The organism is Pectobacterium araliae (genome assembly GCF_037076465.1).
Lineage (GTDB): Bacteria > Pseudomonadota > Gammaproteobacteria > Enterobacterales > Enterobacteriaceae > Pectobacterium > Pectobacterium araliae.
Genome location: NZ_AP028908.1, coordinates 209,980 through 228,225 on the forward strand (window position 1 = coordinate 209,980; position 18,246 = coordinate 228,225).

Genomic DNA, 18,246 nt, shown 5'->3' on the forward strand with positions numbered 1-18,246 from the left:
ATGATCAGGTTTATTGTAGTGCGCGCACGAGCGCATCGTTATCGGCGTTATCGGCCACCCGGATAGCATGCCAGCCGAGCTGACGCGCCTGTTCTGCCAGTCGTTCGCTGACGACGATCAACTGGCAGCCAAGTAGCCAGGAAGCCCGATAGTAATCAGGTACTAAAGTATAGATCCGTTGTAGCATTTCTCCGCTGGTAATCACCAGTTTGTCGATGCCTATTTGCTGCCAGTGGCGGCTTTGTTCCAAGCCATCATAGTGAACATCTCTGCGCTGATAGCATTCACAGTAGGTGATCAGTGCGCCCCGCTCAGTTAACGTTTCTCCCAGTAATTCCCTTCCACCATTGCCCCGCAATAAAAGTGCACGTTTTCCTGCAACATCTTGCAGCTCAGGGAGTTGCAAGAGCGTTTCGCTGGTTTCACGTTCAGGCGGATAGGTGACTGGGTGTGCGCTTATTTTATGTAGCGCCAGTGCCGTGGTACGGCCAATGGCATAATAAGCGAGGTGGGCAGGCCAACTGATGCCCGTGCGTGCCAATATGGGATCGGCGTAATGGATCGCGTGTTGTGAAAGCGCAAACACCAGATCGTCGGCGCGTAGGGCTTGTAATTGTGCAGGCAGACCAGCGAGTTCTCGTCCCGGCGAAAACTCGATCAGCGGACTGTGCCAGGCGTGATAGCCGAGCTTTCTTAAACGGGTCACCAGTTGTTCGCCAGTTGGTGACGGACGGGTAACCAGAATCGTCATGATGAGCTTGACCCATGATAAACAGCCTGAAGGATGGCGCTGGCCCCTTTTGCTAACAGCTCTTCAGCCAGAGCAATCCCGACTTGTTCGGCGTCGGAAACGCTTCCTCTCCGTTCACCGACGATCATCTGGCTGCCATCCGGTGCGCCAACCAGCGCACGCAGCCACAGCGTATCGCCTTCCAGCTCGGCGTAGCTGCCAATTGGCACCTGACAGCCGCCTTCAAGGCGCACATTCATGGCACGTTCCGCCAGAACACGTGCCGCGGTAGCGGTGTGATTGAGTGGGGCAAGGAGTTGGCGAATACGCTCGTCATTCAAACGGCATTCGATGCCGATGGCACCTTGTCCGACAGCGGGTAGTGATGCTTCTGGGCTCAACGCACTGCGGATGCGCTCTTCAAGGCCGAGGCGTTTCAGACCCGCGACAGCAAGAATAATGGCGTCATACTCGCCGTTGTCCAATTTGGACAGACGCGTGCCGACATTGCCGCGCAAATCGCGAATCACCAGATCGGGACGTCGGGCGCGCAGTTGGCACTGGCGGCGCAGGCTGGAAGTGCCGACGCAGCTGCCTTCCGGTAATTGTTCGAGGCTGTCGTAACGGTTGGATACAAATGCGTCGCGTGGATCGTCGCGTTCGCAAATGGTGGTTAGGCCAAGGCCATCAGGAAACTCAACAGGGACATCTTTCATGGAGTGAACGGCGATATCGGCACGTCCTTCGAGCAGCGCTAATTCCAGCTCTTTAACAAACAATCCCTTACCACCAACCTTTGCCAGTGGCGTATCCAGAATGATGTCGCCGCGGGTTACCATCGGTACGAGCTCCACGAATAAATCGGGATAGAGATGGTTCAAACGTTGCTGAACATATCGTGCTTGCCATAAGGCCAGCGGGCTTTGTCGGGTGGCAATTCTAATAATATTGGCTAACATGCTTGATACCGTTTTTATCATTTTCCGCCATCGTATCACTGATGGCGCGTTGGTGTCAGGTTGTGGGCATTAGCGGCGCGCCTTTAAAACGGTCTGAAATTCGGGTGCCGCAACGATAGAGAGGAGACCGTGCTGATGCAGTCGGGTAGAGAAATTAATAATAAAGCAAGATAGGTAAGTCTAACTTTCTTTACTTTCTTTACGCCCAATCAGCAAGGTGTTAAATTGATCACGTTTCCAGCAATAACTTGCCAAACATTCTTCTAATTTTATCATTGGCGAGTTTGGAACACGGGGTTTTTCTAGGCACTGGGATAAATCAGGCGAAGCGTCTTGTACTTCTACATCGAGACTTTGAAGCAAAGACTGGATGCGATCAACCAACTGCGTGTTGACCGTGCTCTGGGAGCAATGAAACCCGCTTTTCAGCAGGTTTACAGTCTTCTGCCCATTTTATTACATCATCATCACCCGTTGATGCCCGGCTACCTTGAAGGCAAGGTGCCTCACGGTATCTGCACTCACACGCCTGATGAAAAGCAACAACAGTACCTTGATGGCATCGAATTGCGTTGGGGTCAGTTTGACCGCGTTCATCCACAGGGCGAACTGCCGATCACGGGCATCTATTCAATGGGGAGCACCTCGTCTATCGGGCAGAGCTGTAGCTCCGATCTCGATATCTGGGTATGCCACCAATCCTGGCTGGATAGTGAAGAGCGTCAACTCCTACAGAAAAAATGTACGCTGCTGGAGCAGTGGGCTGCGGCACAGGGCGCTGAGGTCAGCTTCTTCCTGATGGATGAAAGCCGCTTCCGCCATAATGAAAGCGGTAGCCTGAGTGGTGAAGACTGCGGCACCATGCAACACATCCTGCTACTCGACGAATTTTACCGCACCGCTGTGCGCATGGCGGGTAAACGTATTCTGTGGAATATGGTGCCAGTCGAAGAAGAATCCCACTACGACGACTATGTGCTGTCGCTGTACTCACAGGGAGCGCTGGCACCGAACGAGTGGATGGATTTAGGGGGCTTAAGTACGCTGTCGGCGGAAGAGTATTTCGGTGCGAGCCTCTGGCAGCTCTATAAAAGTATCGATTCCCCGTATAAAGCCGTGCTGAAAACGCTGCTGTTGGAAGCCTATTCCTGGGAATACCCGGATACCAGCCTGCTTTCGACTGAAATTAAAAAACGCCTGCATGACGGCGAGATCGTCTCTTTCGGTCTCGATCCTTACTGTATGATGTTGGATCGCGTCACGCACTATCTGACGGCGATCAACGATCCCACGCGTCTCGATCTGGCGCGTCGATGTTTCTACTTAAAAGTGTGTGAAAAGCTCTCCAGAGAAAAAGCCTGCGTTGGCTGGCGTCGCCAGATCCTGAGCCAACTGGTACAAGAGTGGGGCTGGAGTGATGAACATCTGGCGATGTTGGACAACCGCGCTAACTGGAAAATCGAACAAGTACGCGAAGCGCATAACGAACTGTTGGATGCGATGATGCAGACCTATCGCAACCTGATCCGCTTTGCCCGTCGTAATAATCTGAGCGTCAGCGCCAGCCCGCAGGATATCGGTGTGTTGACCCGTAAACTGTACGCTGCGTTTGAAGCGCTGCCGGGTAAAGTTACCCTGCTGAACCCACAAATTTCGCCCGATTTGTCGGAGCCGAATTTAACCTTCATTTATGTTCCGCCGGGTCGGGCGAACCGTTCGGGTTGGTATCTGTATAATCAGGCACCGTCGATGGATGCGATCGTCAGCCATCAGCCGCTGGAATATAACCGCTATCTGAACAAACTGGTGGCGTGGGCGTATTTTAACGGCCTGTTGACGCCAAGCACGCGTCTGTACATTAAAGGCAACGAGCTGTGCGACATCACGCGCCTGCAAGCGCTGGTGGACGACGTCGCCAGCCACTTCCCGCTGCGCCTGCCTGCACCGACGCCGAAAGCGCTGTACAGCCCGTGTGAAATTCGTCATCTGGCGATTATCGTTAATCTGGAACACGATCCGACCGCGGCTTTCCGTAATCAGGTCGTGCATTTCGATTTCCGCCATCTGGATGTGTTCAGCTTTGGCCAACAGCAGCAGTGCCTGGTTGGCAGCATCGATCTGTTGTATCGCAACTCATGGAATGAAGTACGTACCCTGCATTTCAGCGGCGAGCAGGCGGTGTTGGAAGCGCTGAAAACCATTCTGGGCAAAATGCATCAGGATGCGGCGCTGCCGGAATCACTGGAAGTGTTCTGCTACAGCCAGCACCTGCGCGGGCTGATTCGTACCCGTGTGCAGCAGCTGGTGTCCGAATGCATTGAACTGCGCCTGACCAGTACGCGTCAGCAGGAGCCAGGGCGTTTCAAAGCCGTGAAAGTGGCGGGTCAAACCTGGGGTCTGTTCTTTGAGCGGCTGAGTGTATCGGTGCAGAAGCTGGAAAATGCAGTCGAGTTTTATGGCGCGATTTCCAACAACAAGCTGCAAGGCCAGCCGGTTCAGGTTGAAACCAACCACGTGCATTTACCGCCGGTGGTCGATGGCGTCGCCAGCGAAGGGATCATCCAATTCTTTTTTGAAGATGTGGCGGAGAATCAGGGTTTTAATATCTATATTCTCGATGAGTCAAACCGTGTTGAGGTGTATCACCACTGTGAGGGCAGTAAAGAAGAGCTGGTGCGTGATGTCAGCCGTTTCTATTCGTCTTCACACGATCGCTTTACTTACGGTTCCAGCTTTATCAATTTTAATCTGCCGCAGTTCTACCAAATTGTACAATTGGATGGCCGCACGCAGGTCATTCCGTTCCGCAGCAGCGCGCTTTCTCATCTGTGCATTACGCCCGTAGTGGGGGATGAGGTAATGACAACGAAGCAGCGGCTACAAATCCTCTAGTAACGCTCTGATACTCGGCTTTCAGCGTATTCAGGAAGGGATGTATTGATGGATTCGTTGCAACGCCGAAATTTGATACTGCTGGCGCTCGGGCAAGGGCTGACCGGCAGTATTATTTCCCTGATGACGCTGTGTTCTACGTTGGTTGGCGTATCGATGACGCCTGTTCCTTTGTTGACCACACTACCGATTACCGCGACGGTGTGTGGCGCGGCGCTGATGATCTACGCCGTTTCCTCATTGATGACAAAATATGGCAGGCGCAATGCGTTCATCATCGGTACGCTGCTGGGGCTGGTGGGCGCGCTGTTGGCGGCGCTGGCGATTGTGCTACACAGTTTCCCCCTCTTTGTTTTTTCGACATTTGTTTTGGGGATGTCCTGCGCTTTCAATCAGTATTATCGTTTCGCCGCTGCTGAAATTTTTACCGATAATCAGCGGAAAAACCGCGCGATCTCATGGGTGATCAGCGGTGGTATTTTGGGGGGCTTTCTCGGTCCGTTCGCGGCTAGCCACTCTTCTCAGCTCTTTGCCTCGTACTCGTTTCTCGGCAGTTTTATTGCAGCGGCGTTCATCTGCATTGTGACATCACTGCTGTTACTTGGCCTTAAACTGCCCCCGATGCCGATTGTGACGCCCAGCGCCCAGCGTAGCGAACCGCTGGCGTCAATCCTGAAAAGCCGGGCATTTGTGTTGGGAACGGCAAGCTGTTCCGTCGGATTTGTGGTGATGACGTTATTGATGAATTCAGCGCCGCTGGCGATGCACCAGCACCATTTTTCCGTTGGTCATAGCGCGACGGTGTTGCAATGGCATTTTGTCTCAATGTACGCGCCAGCACTACTATTAGTGCTGCTAGCACAACGGTTGACGCCAGTTCAGGTGGTGGCGATCGGCATGGTGTGTAACGTGGTTGGTGTAGCGGTTGCGCTGAGTGGTTTGACGTTCTGGCACTTTCTTTTTGCGCTGATGTTGTTTGGCATCGGGTGGGCGTTTATGTTCAACGGCGGGACATTCATGCTGAACGCGTTTACCCATTCCGTGCATAAATCCCGTTTGCAGGGGATTAACTCGCTGGTGATTTACCTGCCTAACGCGCTGGCCTCGTTGTCTGCGGGTAGCCTAATGGCGCTGACCAGCGGCTGGCCTTTGGTCAATATGGTGGGTATCGGCATGCTGTTGTTGCTGGTTCTGGGGCTGATTGTTCTGGGGCGGCACTGATGTGTGGAGCGCCGCGAGGTCGTTGAAAAGGCCGTTACCCGAAGTGAACGGTTTCCCCGGCCTGTGCCGAGCAGGCGGATGATAACAATGTGAAAAAATCTTCACCGCTGCGATTACATACCCACCGTTCCGTCTGAAGGGTGAAGTGGTAGCCACCCGCTTTGGTCGCAAGCCAGATTTGGTGTAGCGGCTCCTGCCGATTAATCACGATTTTGCTGCCGTTCTCAAAACTTAGCGTCATCACGCCGCCGTTGATTTCGTAATCGATGTCGGCATCACCCTCAAACCGATCCAGCGTTTCTTCCAACTGAAGCATGAGTTCGTCGGCTAATTGGTGGAACTCGCTATCGTTCATTTTCGATTCCTATTGATTTTCATGATCCACCTGCGATTATAGAGAGCATAAGAGTATTAATGACAGGTCTTAACGTAATGAAAAACGTATTTCGCCCACTTCTTCTGGTGTTATCAGTGGTGAGTTTACTCGGTTGCGGCCTGAAGGGGCCGCTTTATATGCCAACCGATAGTCAGTCCGGCGCGTCAACGACTCAGCAAAATGAGAACCAGCCGCCACAAAAGAAACCGTCAATGCGTCCTTAATGTGTGACGACAACAAATAATAACAGGTCACGTATATGTTTATCGCGCCCGGTTAAGTAAGCGGGGGAGTCAGGATAATGCAGTTCGCTAAGATGCACGGATTAGGCAACGATTTCATGGTTGTTGATGCCGTTACGCAAAACGTTTATTTTTCACCCGAACTGATTCGCCGTTTGGCGGATCGGCATTGTGGTGTGGGGTTCGACCAATTATTGGTGGTCGAACCGCCCTACGATCCTGAACTGGATTTTCACTACCGCATTTTTAACGCGGATGGCAGCGAAGTGGCGCAGTGCGGTAATGGCGCCCGCTGCTTCGCCCGCTTTGTTCGCTTGAAAGGGTTGACCAACAAGCGTGATATCGCCGTGAGTACGCAGACGGGCCGGATGGTGCTGTCGGTGACGGACGATGAGCTGGTGCGCGTCAACATGGGTGAACCGAATTTTGAGCCGCAACAGGTGCCTTTTCGTGCAGTCAAAGCGGAAAAAACTTACATCATGCGTGCGGACGAACATACGGTGCTTTGTGGCGTGGTGTCGATGGGCAACCCACACTGTGTGATTCAGGTTGAAGATGTGGACACGGCAAAGGTGGAAACGCTGGGGCCGCTGCTGGAAAGTCACGAGCGCTTTCCTGAACGTGCCAACATCGGCTTTATGCAGATCGTCGATAGCCAGACAGTCCGTTTACGCGTATACGAGCGCGGCGTGGGAGAAACGCAGGCGTGTGGTAGCGGCGCGTGTGCGGCCGTGGCGGTCGGTATCCAGCAGGGATTATTGTCCGCGAACGTTCGCGTATCGCTGCTGGGCGGAGAGTTGGATATTCAGTGGGATGGGCCGGGACATCCGTTATTCATGACCGGACCTGCAACGCATGTCTACGATGGATTTATTCATTTATGAAGAATGTCGAGGAACAGGCAGAACGCGAGATCGCACTCAGTGACGAGATGGTTTTGCAGTTCCTGCAACAAAATCCTGATTTTTTTATCCGTAATGCGCGTCCCGTCGAACAGATGCGCATTCCTCACCCCGTACGGGGAACCGTGTCGCTGGTGGAATGGCAGCTGGCACGCCAGCGTAATCACATTACTCAGCTTGAGGAAGAAATCACGCTGCTGATGGAGCAGGCGGGCGCGAACGAAGTGCTGTTCAATCGCCTGCTTGGATTACAAACCGAGTTGGCATCGGCGGATAGCCTGACAGATATGTTGGATCGGTTGCAGCGCTGGGCGCGTCAGCTTGGTCTGGCGGGGGCAACGGTGCGTTTGTTTAGCGACAAATGGCGTATCGGTGCACCTTCTGGTTTTACTCACCTTGGGCTTAATCGCTCCACGTTTGAACCGTTGCGCATTCAGCGTTTCGGACAACAGAACCATTACCTTGGCAGCCTGAATGGGCCGGAATTGTTACTGTTGTTGCCACAGGCTCGTCAGGTTGGTTCGGTCGCACTGTCCTTGATGGGCAATCATCACGATTTAGGCGTGCTGATTTTCAGCAGTCGTGACAGCCACCATTATCAGGATGGCATGGGAACCGTACTGCTTCAGCAAATGGCCATGATGCTGCCAGCGATGCTGACGCGCTGGGTTGAGCGGGTATGAGCCGACAACCCGCAGCATCAGAGTCGCCTTCCTCTTCTCTTTTACAAACAGATGTTGATGCTTTCCTGCGCTATCTGAAGGTAGAACGGCAGTTAAGTCCGTTGACACTGACCAGCTATTCGCGCCAGTTATCTGCGGTTATCACGATCCTCTCCACTGCGGGTATGGTCGATTGGCACAAGCTGGACGCTTCTGGCGTGCGCGCTGTCGTGTCCCGCAGTAAGCGCGATGGGTTGCATTCAGGAAGCCTGGCGCTACGTTTATCGGCACTGCGTAGTTTTCTTGACTGGATGGTGTCACGCGGGGTGCTGGTAGCAAACCCGGCTAAAGGGGTATCCACGCCGCGTGCCGGACGCCCATTGCCTAAGAATATGGATGTGGATGAGGTGAATCGCCTGCTGGAGATCGATCTGGATGATCCCCTTGCGGTACGCGACCGCACGATGCTGGAAGTGATGTACGGCGCAGGGCTGCGTTTGGCGGAATTGGTTGGCATGGACTGCAAGCATATCGACTTGGCAAGCGGTGAAGTCTGGGTGATGGGGAAAGGCAGCAAAGAGCGCAAATTACCGATAGGAAAAACGGCGGTAACCTGGCTGGAACGCTGGCTGGCGCTGCGCGAACTGTTTGGTTCGCAGGATGACGCCGTGTTTGTTTCCAATCAGGGGCGACGCATTTCGATGCGCAACGTGCAAAAGCGTTTTGCTGAGTGGGGCGTTAAGCAGGGCGTTAATAGCCATGTTCACCCGCATAAGCTGCGCCATTCCTTTGCGACGCACATGCTGGAATCCAGCGGTGATTTACGAGCGGTACAAGAGCTGCTTGGCCACGCTAACCTGACCACGACGCAGATTTACACCCATCTTGATTTTCAACATTTAGCCTCCGTGTACGATGCCGCGCATCCACGCGCCAAACGAGGGAAACCCTGATGCATTTTTACCGATCTCTTGGTCCAATCCGTGCGATCACGTTTGATTTGGATGACACACTGTACGACAACGCGGACGTCATTCGGCGCACGGGACAAGAGTCAATCCTCTTCCTGCAACAGTACCATCCTGCACTTCATGACTTTCAGGCGGATGATTTTCAGAACTTACGCCAGACCTTGCTGGAGCGCGAGCCAGATATCTATCACGATGTCACCGAATGGCGTCGTCGTGCGGCAGAACTGGCAATGTTAGAACGTGGACTGAGTGCCGCAGAAGCTAAGGATGGCGCAAAAGCGGCAATGGAAAATTTTGCCCACTGGCGCAGTCAGATTACGATTACCGAAGAAACCCACCAGACGTTGGCGGCGTTAGCCGAGAAAGTGCCGCTGGCGGCGATCACCAATGGCAACGCGGAACCACAACGGTTTGGCCTCGATCGCTATTTTTCTTTCATCCTGCGCGCTGGCCCGCACGGTCGCGCCAAGCCGTTTGATGACATGTACCATCTGGCGGCGCAAAAACTCAACCTGCCTGTGCATGAGATCCTGCACGTGGGTGACGATCTCACGACCGATGTCGCAGGGTCGATCCGCTGCGGTATGCAGGCCTGCTGGATTAACCTGCGTGAAGGCAGCCTGACGCAGATTGGCGATGCCCGATTGCTGCCGCATATTGAAATTTCGCGGTTGGCATCGCTGTCGGCATTGTTATAATCACGGCATTAGTCTGTATAAATCACCAGTGGAAATGCCCCTTATGCGGTGTTTCCCGCCACCGGATAACCCGTACCTATGGACGTTTCTGATCTGCTCGATGGCCTCAACGACAAACAGCGTGACGCGGTAGCCGCGCCGCGCAGCAATTTATTGGTGCTGGCGGGGGCAGGCAGCGGCAAAACGCGGGTACTGGTACATCGCATTGCCTGGCTGTTGTCCGTCGAAAACTGTTCACCGTACTCCATCATGGCGGTGACGTTTACCAACAAAGCAGCGGCGGAGATGCGTCACCGTATCGACCACCTGATCGGCACCAGCCAAGGTGGTATGTGGATTGGTACTTTCCACGGGCTGGCACACCGCCTGCTGCGTGCGCACCATATGGATGCCAATCTGCCGCAGGATTTCCAAATTCTGGATAGCGACGATCAGCTGCGCCTGCTGAAACGGCTGATTCGAGCGCTGAATCTGGATGAGAAACAGTGGCCACCGCGTCAGGCGATGTGGTTCATCAACGGGAAGAAAGATGAAGGCCTGCGTCCGCAGCACATTGAAAGCTACGGTAACCCTATCGAGCAAACGTGGCAGCGTGTGTATCAGGCCTATCAGGAGGCGTGCGATCGCGCCGGGCTGGTGGATTTCGCCGAACTGCTATTGCGTGCGCACGAGCTGTGGCTGAACAAGCCGCATGTGCTGAACCACTATCGTGAGCGTTTTACCAATATTCTGGTGGACGAATTTCAGGATACCAACCGCATTCAATACGCCTGGATTCACATGCTGGCGGGTGATAGCGCCAAGGTGATGATCGTTGGGGATGACGATCAGTCAATTTACGGCTGGCGCGGGGCGCAGGTTGAAAATATTCAGCTGTTCCTGAAGGATTTTGCTGGTGCAGAAACGATCCGTTTGGAGCAGAATTATCGCTCGACCAGCAATATCCTGAAAGCGGCGAATGCCCTGATTGCCCACAACGGCGGGCGGCTTGGCAAGAATCTGTGGACGGACGGTGTCGAGGGCGAACCCATTTCGCTTTACTGCGCATTCAACGAATTGGATGAGGCGCGTTACGTCGTCAACCGGATTAAGGCCTGGCAGGAAAATGGCGGTGCACTGAGCGATAACGCCATTCTTTATCGGAGCAATGCCCAGTCGCGCGTACTGGAAGAGGCGCTGTTGCAGCAGAGTATGCCGTACCGCATCTACGGCGGAATGCGTTTCTTCGAACGGCAGGAAATTAAAGATGCGCTGGCTTATCTGCGCTTAATCGCCAATCGTAACGACGATGCGGCGTTCGAGCGTGTGGTGAATACGCCAACGCGCGGTATTGGCGATCGCACGCTGGACGTGGTGCGCCAGACGGCGCGCGATCGACAACTGACGCTGTGGCAAGCCACGCGGGCGCTATTGCAGGATAAGGTGCTGGCCGGGCGTGCGGCGGCATCGCTGCAACGCTTTATCGAATTGATCGATGCGCTGGCCTATGAAACGTCTGAACTGTCGCTGCATGTGCAAACTGATCGGGCGATTAAAGATTCTGGCCTGTGGAGCATGTATGAGCAGGAAAAAGGTGAAAAAGGGCAGGCGCGGGTAGAAAACCTGGAGGAACTGGTGACGGCCACGCGCCAGTTCAGCTATCAGGAAGAAGATCAGGATCTGATGCCGCTTCAGGCTTTCCTGTCGCATGCCGCGCTGGAAGCAGGCGAAGGTCAGGCTGACGCCAATCAGGACGCCGTGCAGCTTATGACGCTGCACTCGGCGAAAGGGCTGGAGTTCCCGCAGGTGTTTATCGTCGGCATGGAAGAAGGTATGTTCCCTAGCCAGATGTCGCTGGATGAAGGTGGACGTCTGGAAGAAGAGCGTCGTCTGGCTTATGTTGGCGTCACACGTGCGATGGAAAAGCTGACGATAACCTACGCTGAATCTCGCCGTTTATACGGCAAAGAAGCCTACCACCGACCTTCCCGGTTTATCGGCGAACTGCCGGAAGAGTGTGTTGAAGAAGTGCGGTTACGTGCCAGTGTTTCTCGTCCGGTCAACCATCAACGCCTTGGTACGCCAATCACGCAGAATGACAGCGGCTATAAGCTGGGGCAGCGGGTTCGTCATGCGAAATTCGGCGAAGGCACTATCGTGAATCTGGAAGGCAGCGGCGATCACGCCCGTCTTCAGGTGGCGTTTCAGGGGCAAGGTATTAAATGGCTGGTCGCCGCCTACGCCAGACTGGAAACGGTGTGATGATAATTTAGACAATATTGCAGAATAGGAATAGATAACAAGCTTGTTCATATCATTCTCGTTTTTTAGTGACATTCGAAATGTCAATTCCTCTTATTCCATATTGGGCAATGCTCGATGTGGAATAGAGAAATAATGTGAAATGATAAGCGAGTCTCAAGTAAATCCCTTTACTTTTATCCGAATAAAGAGTAATTGATTGTTATCGTTCAAGATGAACGAAATGAAAAAAGCTAAGGAATAGTTATGGCGAATAATATATACGTTACTATTAAAGGTAAAAGACAAGGTTTGATTTCTGGCGGTTGTGGTACAACTCATTCCATTGGTAATAAATATCAGATAGGACATGAAGATCAGATATTTGTGTTACAATTTGATCATACTATTACTCGTTCCGATAATGCACATCACCATCCTGCTAAATTTTGTAAACCCATTGATAAATCATCTCCATTGCTTGGTATTGCAATTTCTGAAAATGAAGAACTTGAGCTTCTGTTTGATTTTTACCGTACAAGCTCAAATGGTGCTCAGGAAAAATATTATTCCATTCAATTGATTGGCGCATCACTGACCAACGTAACAGTTTCTTATCCACATGCTTTGACTCATGCAGATAATCAACCAGAAGAAATGATCTCTATTGCTTATCGAAACATTGACTGGAAGCATCATAGTGCAGGGACGACTGGTTATAGTATTTGGGAAGAACGTATATATTAATGATGAGATAATTATATGCAGGAACAATTTCCTAAAAACGATAGGATTTGTAATATCTCTACGGTTCGGTTTAGAAAATGGGATGAAGTTGATGTGTTATTTTGGAAGCTAAGTAAGAACGATCCTGATAGGAGGAGTGGTGAATTCTACTCCAATGCTTACAAAGATGCTTATATTCAATACAATAAAGAATTAATTATACAAACTGCGAATTTTGTTGGAATTCCTCCTGAATTATTGGGGGGCGTTGCTTGGATTGAGGTGGGTGGGAAACCGGAGGAATACAAACCCATCATTATGAACTGGCGGGAGCAATTTAGCTTTGTGCCGGGGATAAAACCTGCGGATCATACCTCTGTTGGTTCCGTGGCTATGCAAATTCGAGTCGCAGCGAGAACGCTGGGGTTGGACCCCAGTGCATTAACAACTCGCGATCAGTTAGAGTTATCTGCTTGTTTGATGGAAGACGAGTTCAACCTTCGTCTTGTTGCTCTGCATCTAAGAGATGTGATCCTCTATGACTACCCTGAGGCGGCGAGCCTTCATCCAACAGATATTCAGTACAAGATGGCAGGAATTCGATATAACCGAGGTATTGAAAGGAATAAGGATGACTTTGTTAGGTACATCAATGCGAATACGCAAAGAGGTGATCCTGACTGGCACTACGTTTCCTATGGTGAACGGTTGCTACAGATTCGCCCCCATCTGCATCGCCTATTGGGTACGTATCAATGAAAGGACATAAAAGAAGACTGGTTGAGGTACTATCCGTCATAGGCTATTTTCTTATGGTGTGTTTCTTTATGAATATTCTCAATATTGGAGAATATGATTGGATGTTACATTCTGGTGAGTCTCTATGTAATTTGCCTTTAGATGACGATACGAAAGACATCACTGCTCCTGTGTTGATTATTTTTTTTGGAGCACCGCTTTTGATTGCGCTAATTCGTGATGTTTTTTTGAAGGATCTCTTCAAAGTGGCGATTTATTTCACAGGGTTGATTGCGGTGATTGGCTATTGGTGGTGGATTTTCTGGGGGAAATACAGTATTTGCATCTGATAGCCGTAATAATAACGTCTATACCCGCCATATTTTAAGTTGCATGTGCGTTGGCTGGGCAAATTCGTTGCCGACGAATTTATCCTTCGCTGGCCGTGTTATTCGGCCTGATGACCCCACCCCTTCGGGGTCAGCACAAGTGCTGTTCAAAAACGCCTTGCCGTTTTTGTCCTAAAACTTGAATTATTTAGGGTATATAACAGGGTGAATGGGGAAAGGTTGTTGGAATTCCATTGGGAATGGTCTGACAAACAGGATGCATTCATAATATGTAATGATGACACTAGACCAGATTATTGCCGAGTTACAGAAGAAAGAATGGGTCGATCTCACGCATACGGTGACGGAGTCGATCCCTATTTTTAGCGCGTTTGAAGGCGTGTTGCAGCGCAAAACCTTATTCAACGTTGAAGAGCATGGCTTTTTCGCTCAATCCGTGACGTTTGCCACGCAGACGGGGACGCATATTGATGCGCCGGGGCATTTCGTGGCGGGTAAGCGTTATCTGGATCGGATTGATAATAAAGAGCTGTTGCTGCCAATCGTGGTGCTTCATAAGCAAGACGCCGTTGCGCACGATCCCGATTATCGCCTGTCGGTTGATGACATTCTGGCGTTCGAGCGTGAACATGGGGAAATCCCCTCAGGAAGCTTCGTTGCGTTTGCCAGCGGCTGGAGCACGCGCTGGCCTGATCTTGATGCCTTTGCAAATAAAGACGAGCAGGGAAATAGCCATACGCCAGGGTGGTCGCTTGAGGCACTGACGTTCCTGTTTGAAGAGCGCGGGATTAGCGCGGTGGGGCATGAAACGCTGGATACGGATTCCGCCGCTGATTTCCGTCGCAATAACGGGCTTATCGGCGAGTTCTTCGTGCTGAACCAGAATGCCTGGCAGGTTGAGGTGCTGAATAATCTGCATCAACTGCCGTCTACCGGCGCTTATATTCACGTGAGCTACCCTAATTTCGCTGGCGCACCCGGCTTCCCCGTCCGCGCCATTGCCTATCTGCCAGACAACGCCTAATGTATAGACGCGGTTCCTTTTTGTTTCGGGGTAACCGCGCTTCTTATTGATTTAATGAATGATTTTCTTACTTTCACTTTATCCGTTTGGCCAATATTTTACAGCGTGTTTCAGCCACGGTTTTAAAGTTGAAGTCTTTTTCATCTCAGCGTAACATGCGCGCATCATTATTCTCGGAGGACTAACGCCTTGGACACACCCAGTCGATACTGGCTCACTAACCTGTTCATTAGGTACAACTTCTAAGGCTATCTTCCTCTGCTGATACCCTTCGTGGTTGTCAGCGATGCTGTTTTTGTCGCTACGAGTCAGATCCGTCGAACGGACTGAAACCTGCTGGTGACGCCTCACCTCTGTTTCTGTGCTTCAATCGCGTTGTCCATCTCTGCTACTGAAAGGGGAGCTATGGCCCATGCTGAGCGCATTTAAACTGGATAATTGCCGTTTATCTCGTCTGGAACTGGATGACTCCGATGATCTCACTACGTCAATTTGGGTCGATTTGATCGAACCGGAAGACGATGAGCGTGAAAAAGTACAAACCGAGCTAGGACAAAGCCTGGCAACCCGTCCGGAACTGGAAGACATTGAAGCGTCGGCGCGTTTTTTTGAAGATGAAGACGGCCTGCATATTCACTCCTTTTTCTTCTTTGAAGACGCGGAAGATCACGCGGGTAACTCGACCGTGGCATTTACCATTCGCGATGGCCGTTTGTATACCTTGCGCGAGCGTGAGCTACCTGCGTTCCGCCTGTACCGCATGCGAGCCCGTAACCAAACGCTGGTAGACGGCAATGCTTACGAACTGCTGCTCGATCTCTTTGAGACGAAAATTGAGCAGTTGGCGGACGAAATCGAAAATATCTACAGCGATTTGGAATCACTGAGCCGCATCATTATGGAAGGGCGTCAGGGAGACGAGTACGATGATGCGTTGTCTACGCTGGCGGAACAGGAAGACGTGGGCTGGAAGGTTCGCCTGTGTTTGATGGATACTCAACGTGCGTTAAACTTTCTGGTGCGTAAAGCCCGCTTGCCATCCGGCCAGTTGGAGCAGGCGCGTGAGATTCTGCGCGATATCGAATCTCTGCTGCCGCACAACGAATCGCTGTTCCAGAAGGTTAACTTCCTGATGCAGGCGGCGATGGGCTTTATCAACATCGAACAGAGCCGGATTATCAAGATCTTCTCGGTGGTCTCCGTGGTGTTCCTGCCACCGACGCTGGTGGCGTCCAGCTACGGGATGAACTTCGAATTCATGCCAGAACTGAAGTGGTCGTTTGGCTATCCGGGCGCGATTGTGCTGATGATTCTCGCTGGACTGGCGCCGTACCTCTACTTCAAACGTAAGAACTGGCTCTAAATCTGTCCGAATGCGCCTGATGGGATTGACCATCAGGCGCATCGCGTTTCTTCCCTTCAATGCAAAATTCCTTTCCTACTTGATAGTTTGCGACCTTACTATTCCTGTTTATTCTCCAACTATTCTGTTTAGAATGGTAAATCGCTCTTTTCTTCTTAATTTATCTTCTAAAAACAGGTCGTGTGCATGAAAGGGATGTCACCGTGGGTGCAATGGGGGATCCTGCTGTCGGTCTCATTAATTCTGGGGTTTGGGTTACAGATTTACCACGTTCCCGCCGCGCTGTTGCTGGGCCCGATGATGGTTGGCGTAGCGATGGGGCTAAATGGTGCGACGATTCGCATCCCGCCCGTCTGTTTTGCGGGCAGCAATGCGGTTCTCGGCTGTTTGGTCGCGCAAAGCCTGTCTTTTTCTATCCTGACCCCTTTACTGAACGAATGGCCGCTGGTGTTGTTCATTCTGTTGGCGACGCTGGCTGCCAGCGGATTATCTGGCTGGCTGTTGGTCAAATTTAGCGAGTTGCCAGGAACGACCGGAACCTGGGGGGCATCGCCGGGCGGTGCCTCTGCGATGGTCGCGATGGCTGGCGAATTCGGTGCGGATGTGCGGCTGGTCGCCTTCATGCAATATTTACGTGTGTTGATGGTGACCGCTTCTGCGGCGTTCGTGGCACGCCTGAGTTTGGGTGATGACGCGGCGGAGAATAGCGCGATGCTGGTCTGGTTGCCTGCACTGGACTGGCGCTTTCTGGCGACGCTCGGGGTGGCATTCGGTAGCGCCTGGCTAGCAAGGCGCTTACGTATTCCATCAGGGGCATTACTGGGGCCGATGATTATCGGTTCGATGCTGCATGCCAGCGGCACATTACAACTACAAACGCCGGAATGGCTGCTGGCATTGGCTTATGCTGTGATTGGTTGGAGTGTGGGTTTATGTTTCACCCGCCCGATCTTTTTGCTGGCGATACGCACGTTGCCTCACATGATGGCGTCGATTGTCGGATTGATGCTGTTGTGTGGCGGAATGGCATGGATGGTGACGAAAATGATGCCGATGGATATGCTGACCGCTTTTCTGGCGACCAGCCCTGGCGGGCTGGATTCGATTGCGATTATCGCCGCAGGCAGTCGAGTCGATATGGCGTTTGTTATTGCCATGCAGACGCTGCGGCTGTTTTCGACGTTGTTGTTCAGCCCGATCTTATCGCGCTTTATTTCCCGTCGTGTTGAGGCAGGGACGTTGTAGCTGGCGTGCGCCGTAGCTTACGCTGCGTATAAAGCGCATCCAGAATGAATAGCGCCAGCGCGCCCCAAATGAAGGCAAAGGTAATCAGTTTGTCACTGCTGAATGTTTCACCGTAGAACACCACTGCCAGTATGAACATGAGCGTGGGGCCGAGATACTGGAAAAAGCCGAGCGTTGACAGCCGCAGGCGCATCGCCGCTGAGGTGAAAAACAGCAACGGCACGGTGGTGACGATACCGGCAGAGAGTAGTAGCAGATTCAGCGACCAAGGGTTAGCAGTCAGATGGCTGCTTGGCGTATCGGCAATAAAAAACAGATAAATGACCGCTACCGGCAGCAGCCACAGCGTTTCGATCAGCATGCCGGTTTGCCCGTCGATGCCAATCTTTTTACGCAGCAAACCGTATAACGCGAAGCTGAATGCCAGCCCGAGCGCGATAATCGGCAGCGATCCGAATGTCCACAACTGAACCAGTACGCCAGTCACCGCGAGCAGTACCGCCAGCCATTGCAGACGACGAAAACGTTCCCCTAGAAAGATCATGCCTAGCATGACGTTGACCAGCGGGTTGATAAAATATCCCAGACTGGCTTCCAGCATGTGATGGTTGTTGACCGCCCAGATATACAACAGCCAGTTCCCGCCGATAAGTACCGCTGTTAATGCCAGCAGAAACAGATGCTTGACGTTGCGGCAGGCATGGTTCACCTGGCGCCATTTCCGACCGACCGTCAGCAGGATCAGCATAAAGAAGAATGACCAGATAATACGGTGCGTCAGTATTTCATTGGGTGGAACATGCTCAAGCAGCTTGAAATAAACGGGAGCAATTCCCCAAATGAAATACGCACCGAGGGCGAAAAATATCCCCTCACGGGTTTGTTGCGCGTTCATGGGTGACTCGATAAGGACGGCGGGAAAACACT

Annotated in this window: 19 protein-coding genes; 15 read left to right on the forward strand and 4 right to left on the reverse strand. The window is 52.1% G+C overall.

Annotated elements, in window-relative coordinates; translation table 11 throughout:
- Positions 1 to 10: 10 nt before the first annotated feature.
- A complete protein-coding gene (gene hemD / locus AACH44_RS00935; RefSeq protein WP_261846821.1) occupies positions 11 to 751 on the reverse strand; it encodes a uroporphyrinogen-III synthase in 741 nt (246 codons plus the stop codon).
- Positions 748 to 1,689 (reverse strand): hydroxymethylbilane synthase, encoded by a 942-nt coding sequence (hemC, locus tag AACH44_RS00940; RefSeq protein WP_338659461.1) that lies wholly within the window; start codon positions 1,687 to 1,689, stop codon positions 748 to 750. Before hemC ends, hemD begins: the two co-directional genes overlap by 4 nt.
- A 333-nt stretch (positions 1,690 to 2,022) precedes the next feature.
- On the opposite strand from hemC, the gene AACH44_RS00945 reads away from it, so the two are divergent.
- Together AACH44_RS00945 and AACH44_RS00950 are read left to right on the forward strand one after the other, a co-directional pair.
- On the forward strand, positions 2,023 to 4,581 hold the full coding sequence (locus tag AACH44_RS00945; protein WP_261846819.1) for a class I adenylate cyclase: 2,559 nt from the start codon (positions 2,023 to 2,025) through the stop codon (positions 4,579 to 4,581).
- Between the two features lie 48 nt (positions 4,582 to 4,629).
- Complete coding sequence (locus AACH44_RS00950) at positions 4,630 to 5,802, forward strand: MFS transporter (RefSeq protein WP_261846818.1); 1,173 nt, start codon at positions 4,630 to 4,632, stop codon at positions 5,800 to 5,802.
- A gap of 34 nt (positions 5,803 to 5,836) precedes the next feature.
- On the opposite strand, the gene cyaY is transcribed toward AACH44_RS00950, so the two are convergent.
- On the reverse strand, positions 5,837 to 6,157 hold the full coding sequence (gene cyaY / locus AACH44_RS00955; RefSeq protein ID WP_261846817.1) for an iron donor protein CyaY: 321 nt from the start codon (positions 6,155 to 6,157) through the stop codon (positions 5,837 to 5,839).
- Between the two features lie 77 nt (positions 6,158 to 6,234).
- Here cyaY and lptM point away from each other — a divergent pair, with 77 nt between their 5' ends.
- The 13 genes from lptM to AACH44_RS01015 all read left to right on the forward strand — a co-directional run bounded on the left by lptM (position 6,235) and on the right by AACH44_RS01015 (position 17,319).
- The gene (gene lptM, locus AACH44_RS00960; RefSeq protein WP_425606620.1) at positions 6,235 to 6,402 is read left to right on the forward strand and encodes an LPS translocon maturation chaperone LptM; all 168 of its coding nucleotides are present in this window, start codon (positions 6,235 to 6,237) and stop codon (positions 6,400 to 6,402) included.
- Positions 6,403 to 6,479: 77 nt separating this feature from the next.
- Positions 6,480 to 7,304: a diaminopimelate epimerase gene (gene dapF, locus AACH44_RS00965; protein WP_261846815.1), complete on the forward strand. Its 825-nt coding sequence runs from the start codon at positions 6,480 to 6,482 to the stop codon at positions 7,302 to 7,304.
- Complete coding sequence (locus AACH44_RS00970; protein ID WP_261846814.1) at positions 7,301 to 8,005, forward strand: DUF484 domain-containing protein; 705 nt, start codon at positions 7,301 to 7,303, stop codon at positions 8,003 to 8,005. The genes dapF and AACH44_RS00970 overlap by 4 nt, the downstream gene beginning before the upstream one ends.
- On the forward strand, positions 8,002 to 8,937 hold the full coding sequence (xerC, locus tag AACH44_RS00975; protein ID WP_261846813.1) for a tyrosine recombinase XerC: 936 nt from the start codon (positions 8,002 to 8,004) through the stop codon (positions 8,935 to 8,937). Before AACH44_RS00970 ends, xerC begins: the two co-directional genes overlap by 4 nt.
- Positions 8,937 to 9,653 carry a 5-amino-6-(5-phospho-D-ribitylamino)uracil phosphatase YigB gene (gene yigB / locus AACH44_RS00980; RefSeq protein WP_261846812.1) on the forward strand — a complete coding sequence of 239 codons (717 nt, stop codon included), beginning with the start codon at positions 8,937 to 8,939 and terminating at the stop codon, positions 9,651 to 9,653. Before xerC ends, yigB begins: the two co-directional genes overlap by 1 nt.
- A 78-nt stretch (positions 9,654 to 9,731) precedes the next feature.
- The gene (gene uvrD, locus AACH44_RS00985) at positions 9,732 to 11,894 is read left to right on the forward strand and encodes a DNA helicase II (protein WP_338659462.1); all 2,163 of its coding nucleotides are present in this window, start codon (positions 9,732 to 9,734) and stop codon (positions 11,892 to 11,894) included.
- A gap of 246 nt (positions 11,895 to 12,140) precedes the next feature.
- Positions 12,141 to 12,620, forward strand: a complete 480-nt coding sequence (locus AACH44_RS00990) for an Hcp family type VI secretion system effector (protein WP_261846810.1) — start codon at positions 12,141 to 12,143, stop codon at positions 12,618 to 12,620.
- Positions 12,621 to 12,635: 15 nt separating this feature from the next.
- Positions 12,636 to 13,358 (forward strand): hypothetical protein, encoded by a 723-nt coding sequence (locus AACH44_RS00995; RefSeq protein WP_261846809.1) that lies wholly within the window; start codon positions 12,636 to 12,638, stop codon positions 13,356 to 13,358.
- Between the two features lie 68 nt (positions 13,359 to 13,426).
- Positions 13,427 to 13,687, forward strand: a complete 261-nt coding sequence (locus AACH44_RS01000; protein ID WP_338659463.1) for a DUF2645 family protein — start codon at positions 13,427 to 13,429, stop codon at positions 13,685 to 13,687.
- Positions 13,688 to 13,964: 277 nt separating this feature from the next.
- A complete protein-coding gene (locus tag AACH44_RS01005) occupies positions 13,965 to 14,711 on the forward strand; it encodes a cyclase family protein (protein ID WP_261846885.1) in 747 nt (248 codons plus the stop codon).
- A 189-nt stretch (positions 14,712 to 14,900) separates the two neighbouring features.
- Positions 14,901 to 14,957: a YsgD/CorL family protein gene (ysgD, locus tag AACH44_RS21135; RefSeq protein WP_349814568.1), complete on the forward strand. Its 57-nt coding sequence runs from the start codon at positions 14,901 to 14,903 to the stop codon at positions 14,955 to 14,957.
- Positions 14,958 to 15,123: 166 nt separating this feature from the next.
- Positions 15,124 to 16,074 carry a magnesium/cobalt transporter CorA gene (gene corA, locus AACH44_RS01010; RefSeq protein WP_261846807.1) on the forward strand — a complete coding sequence of 317 codons (951 nt, stop codon included), beginning with the start codon at positions 15,124 to 15,126 and terminating at the stop codon, positions 16,072 to 16,074.
- Between the two features lie 186 nt (positions 16,075 to 16,260).
- Positions 16,261 to 17,319, forward strand: a complete 1,059-nt coding sequence (locus AACH44_RS01015) for an AbrB family transcriptional regulator (protein WP_338659464.1) — start codon at positions 16,261 to 16,263, stop codon at positions 17,317 to 17,319.
- Here AACH44_RS01015 and rarD read toward each other — a convergent pair.
- Positions 17,285 to 18,214 (reverse strand): EamA family transporter RarD, encoded by a 930-nt coding sequence (gene rarD / locus AACH44_RS01020; RefSeq protein WP_261846805.1) that lies wholly within the window; start codon positions 18,212 to 18,214, stop codon positions 17,285 to 17,287. The two genes, AACH44_RS01015 and rarD, sit on opposite strands and share 35 nt — an antisense overlap.
- Between the last annotated feature and the right edge of the window lie 32 nt (positions 18,215 to 18,246).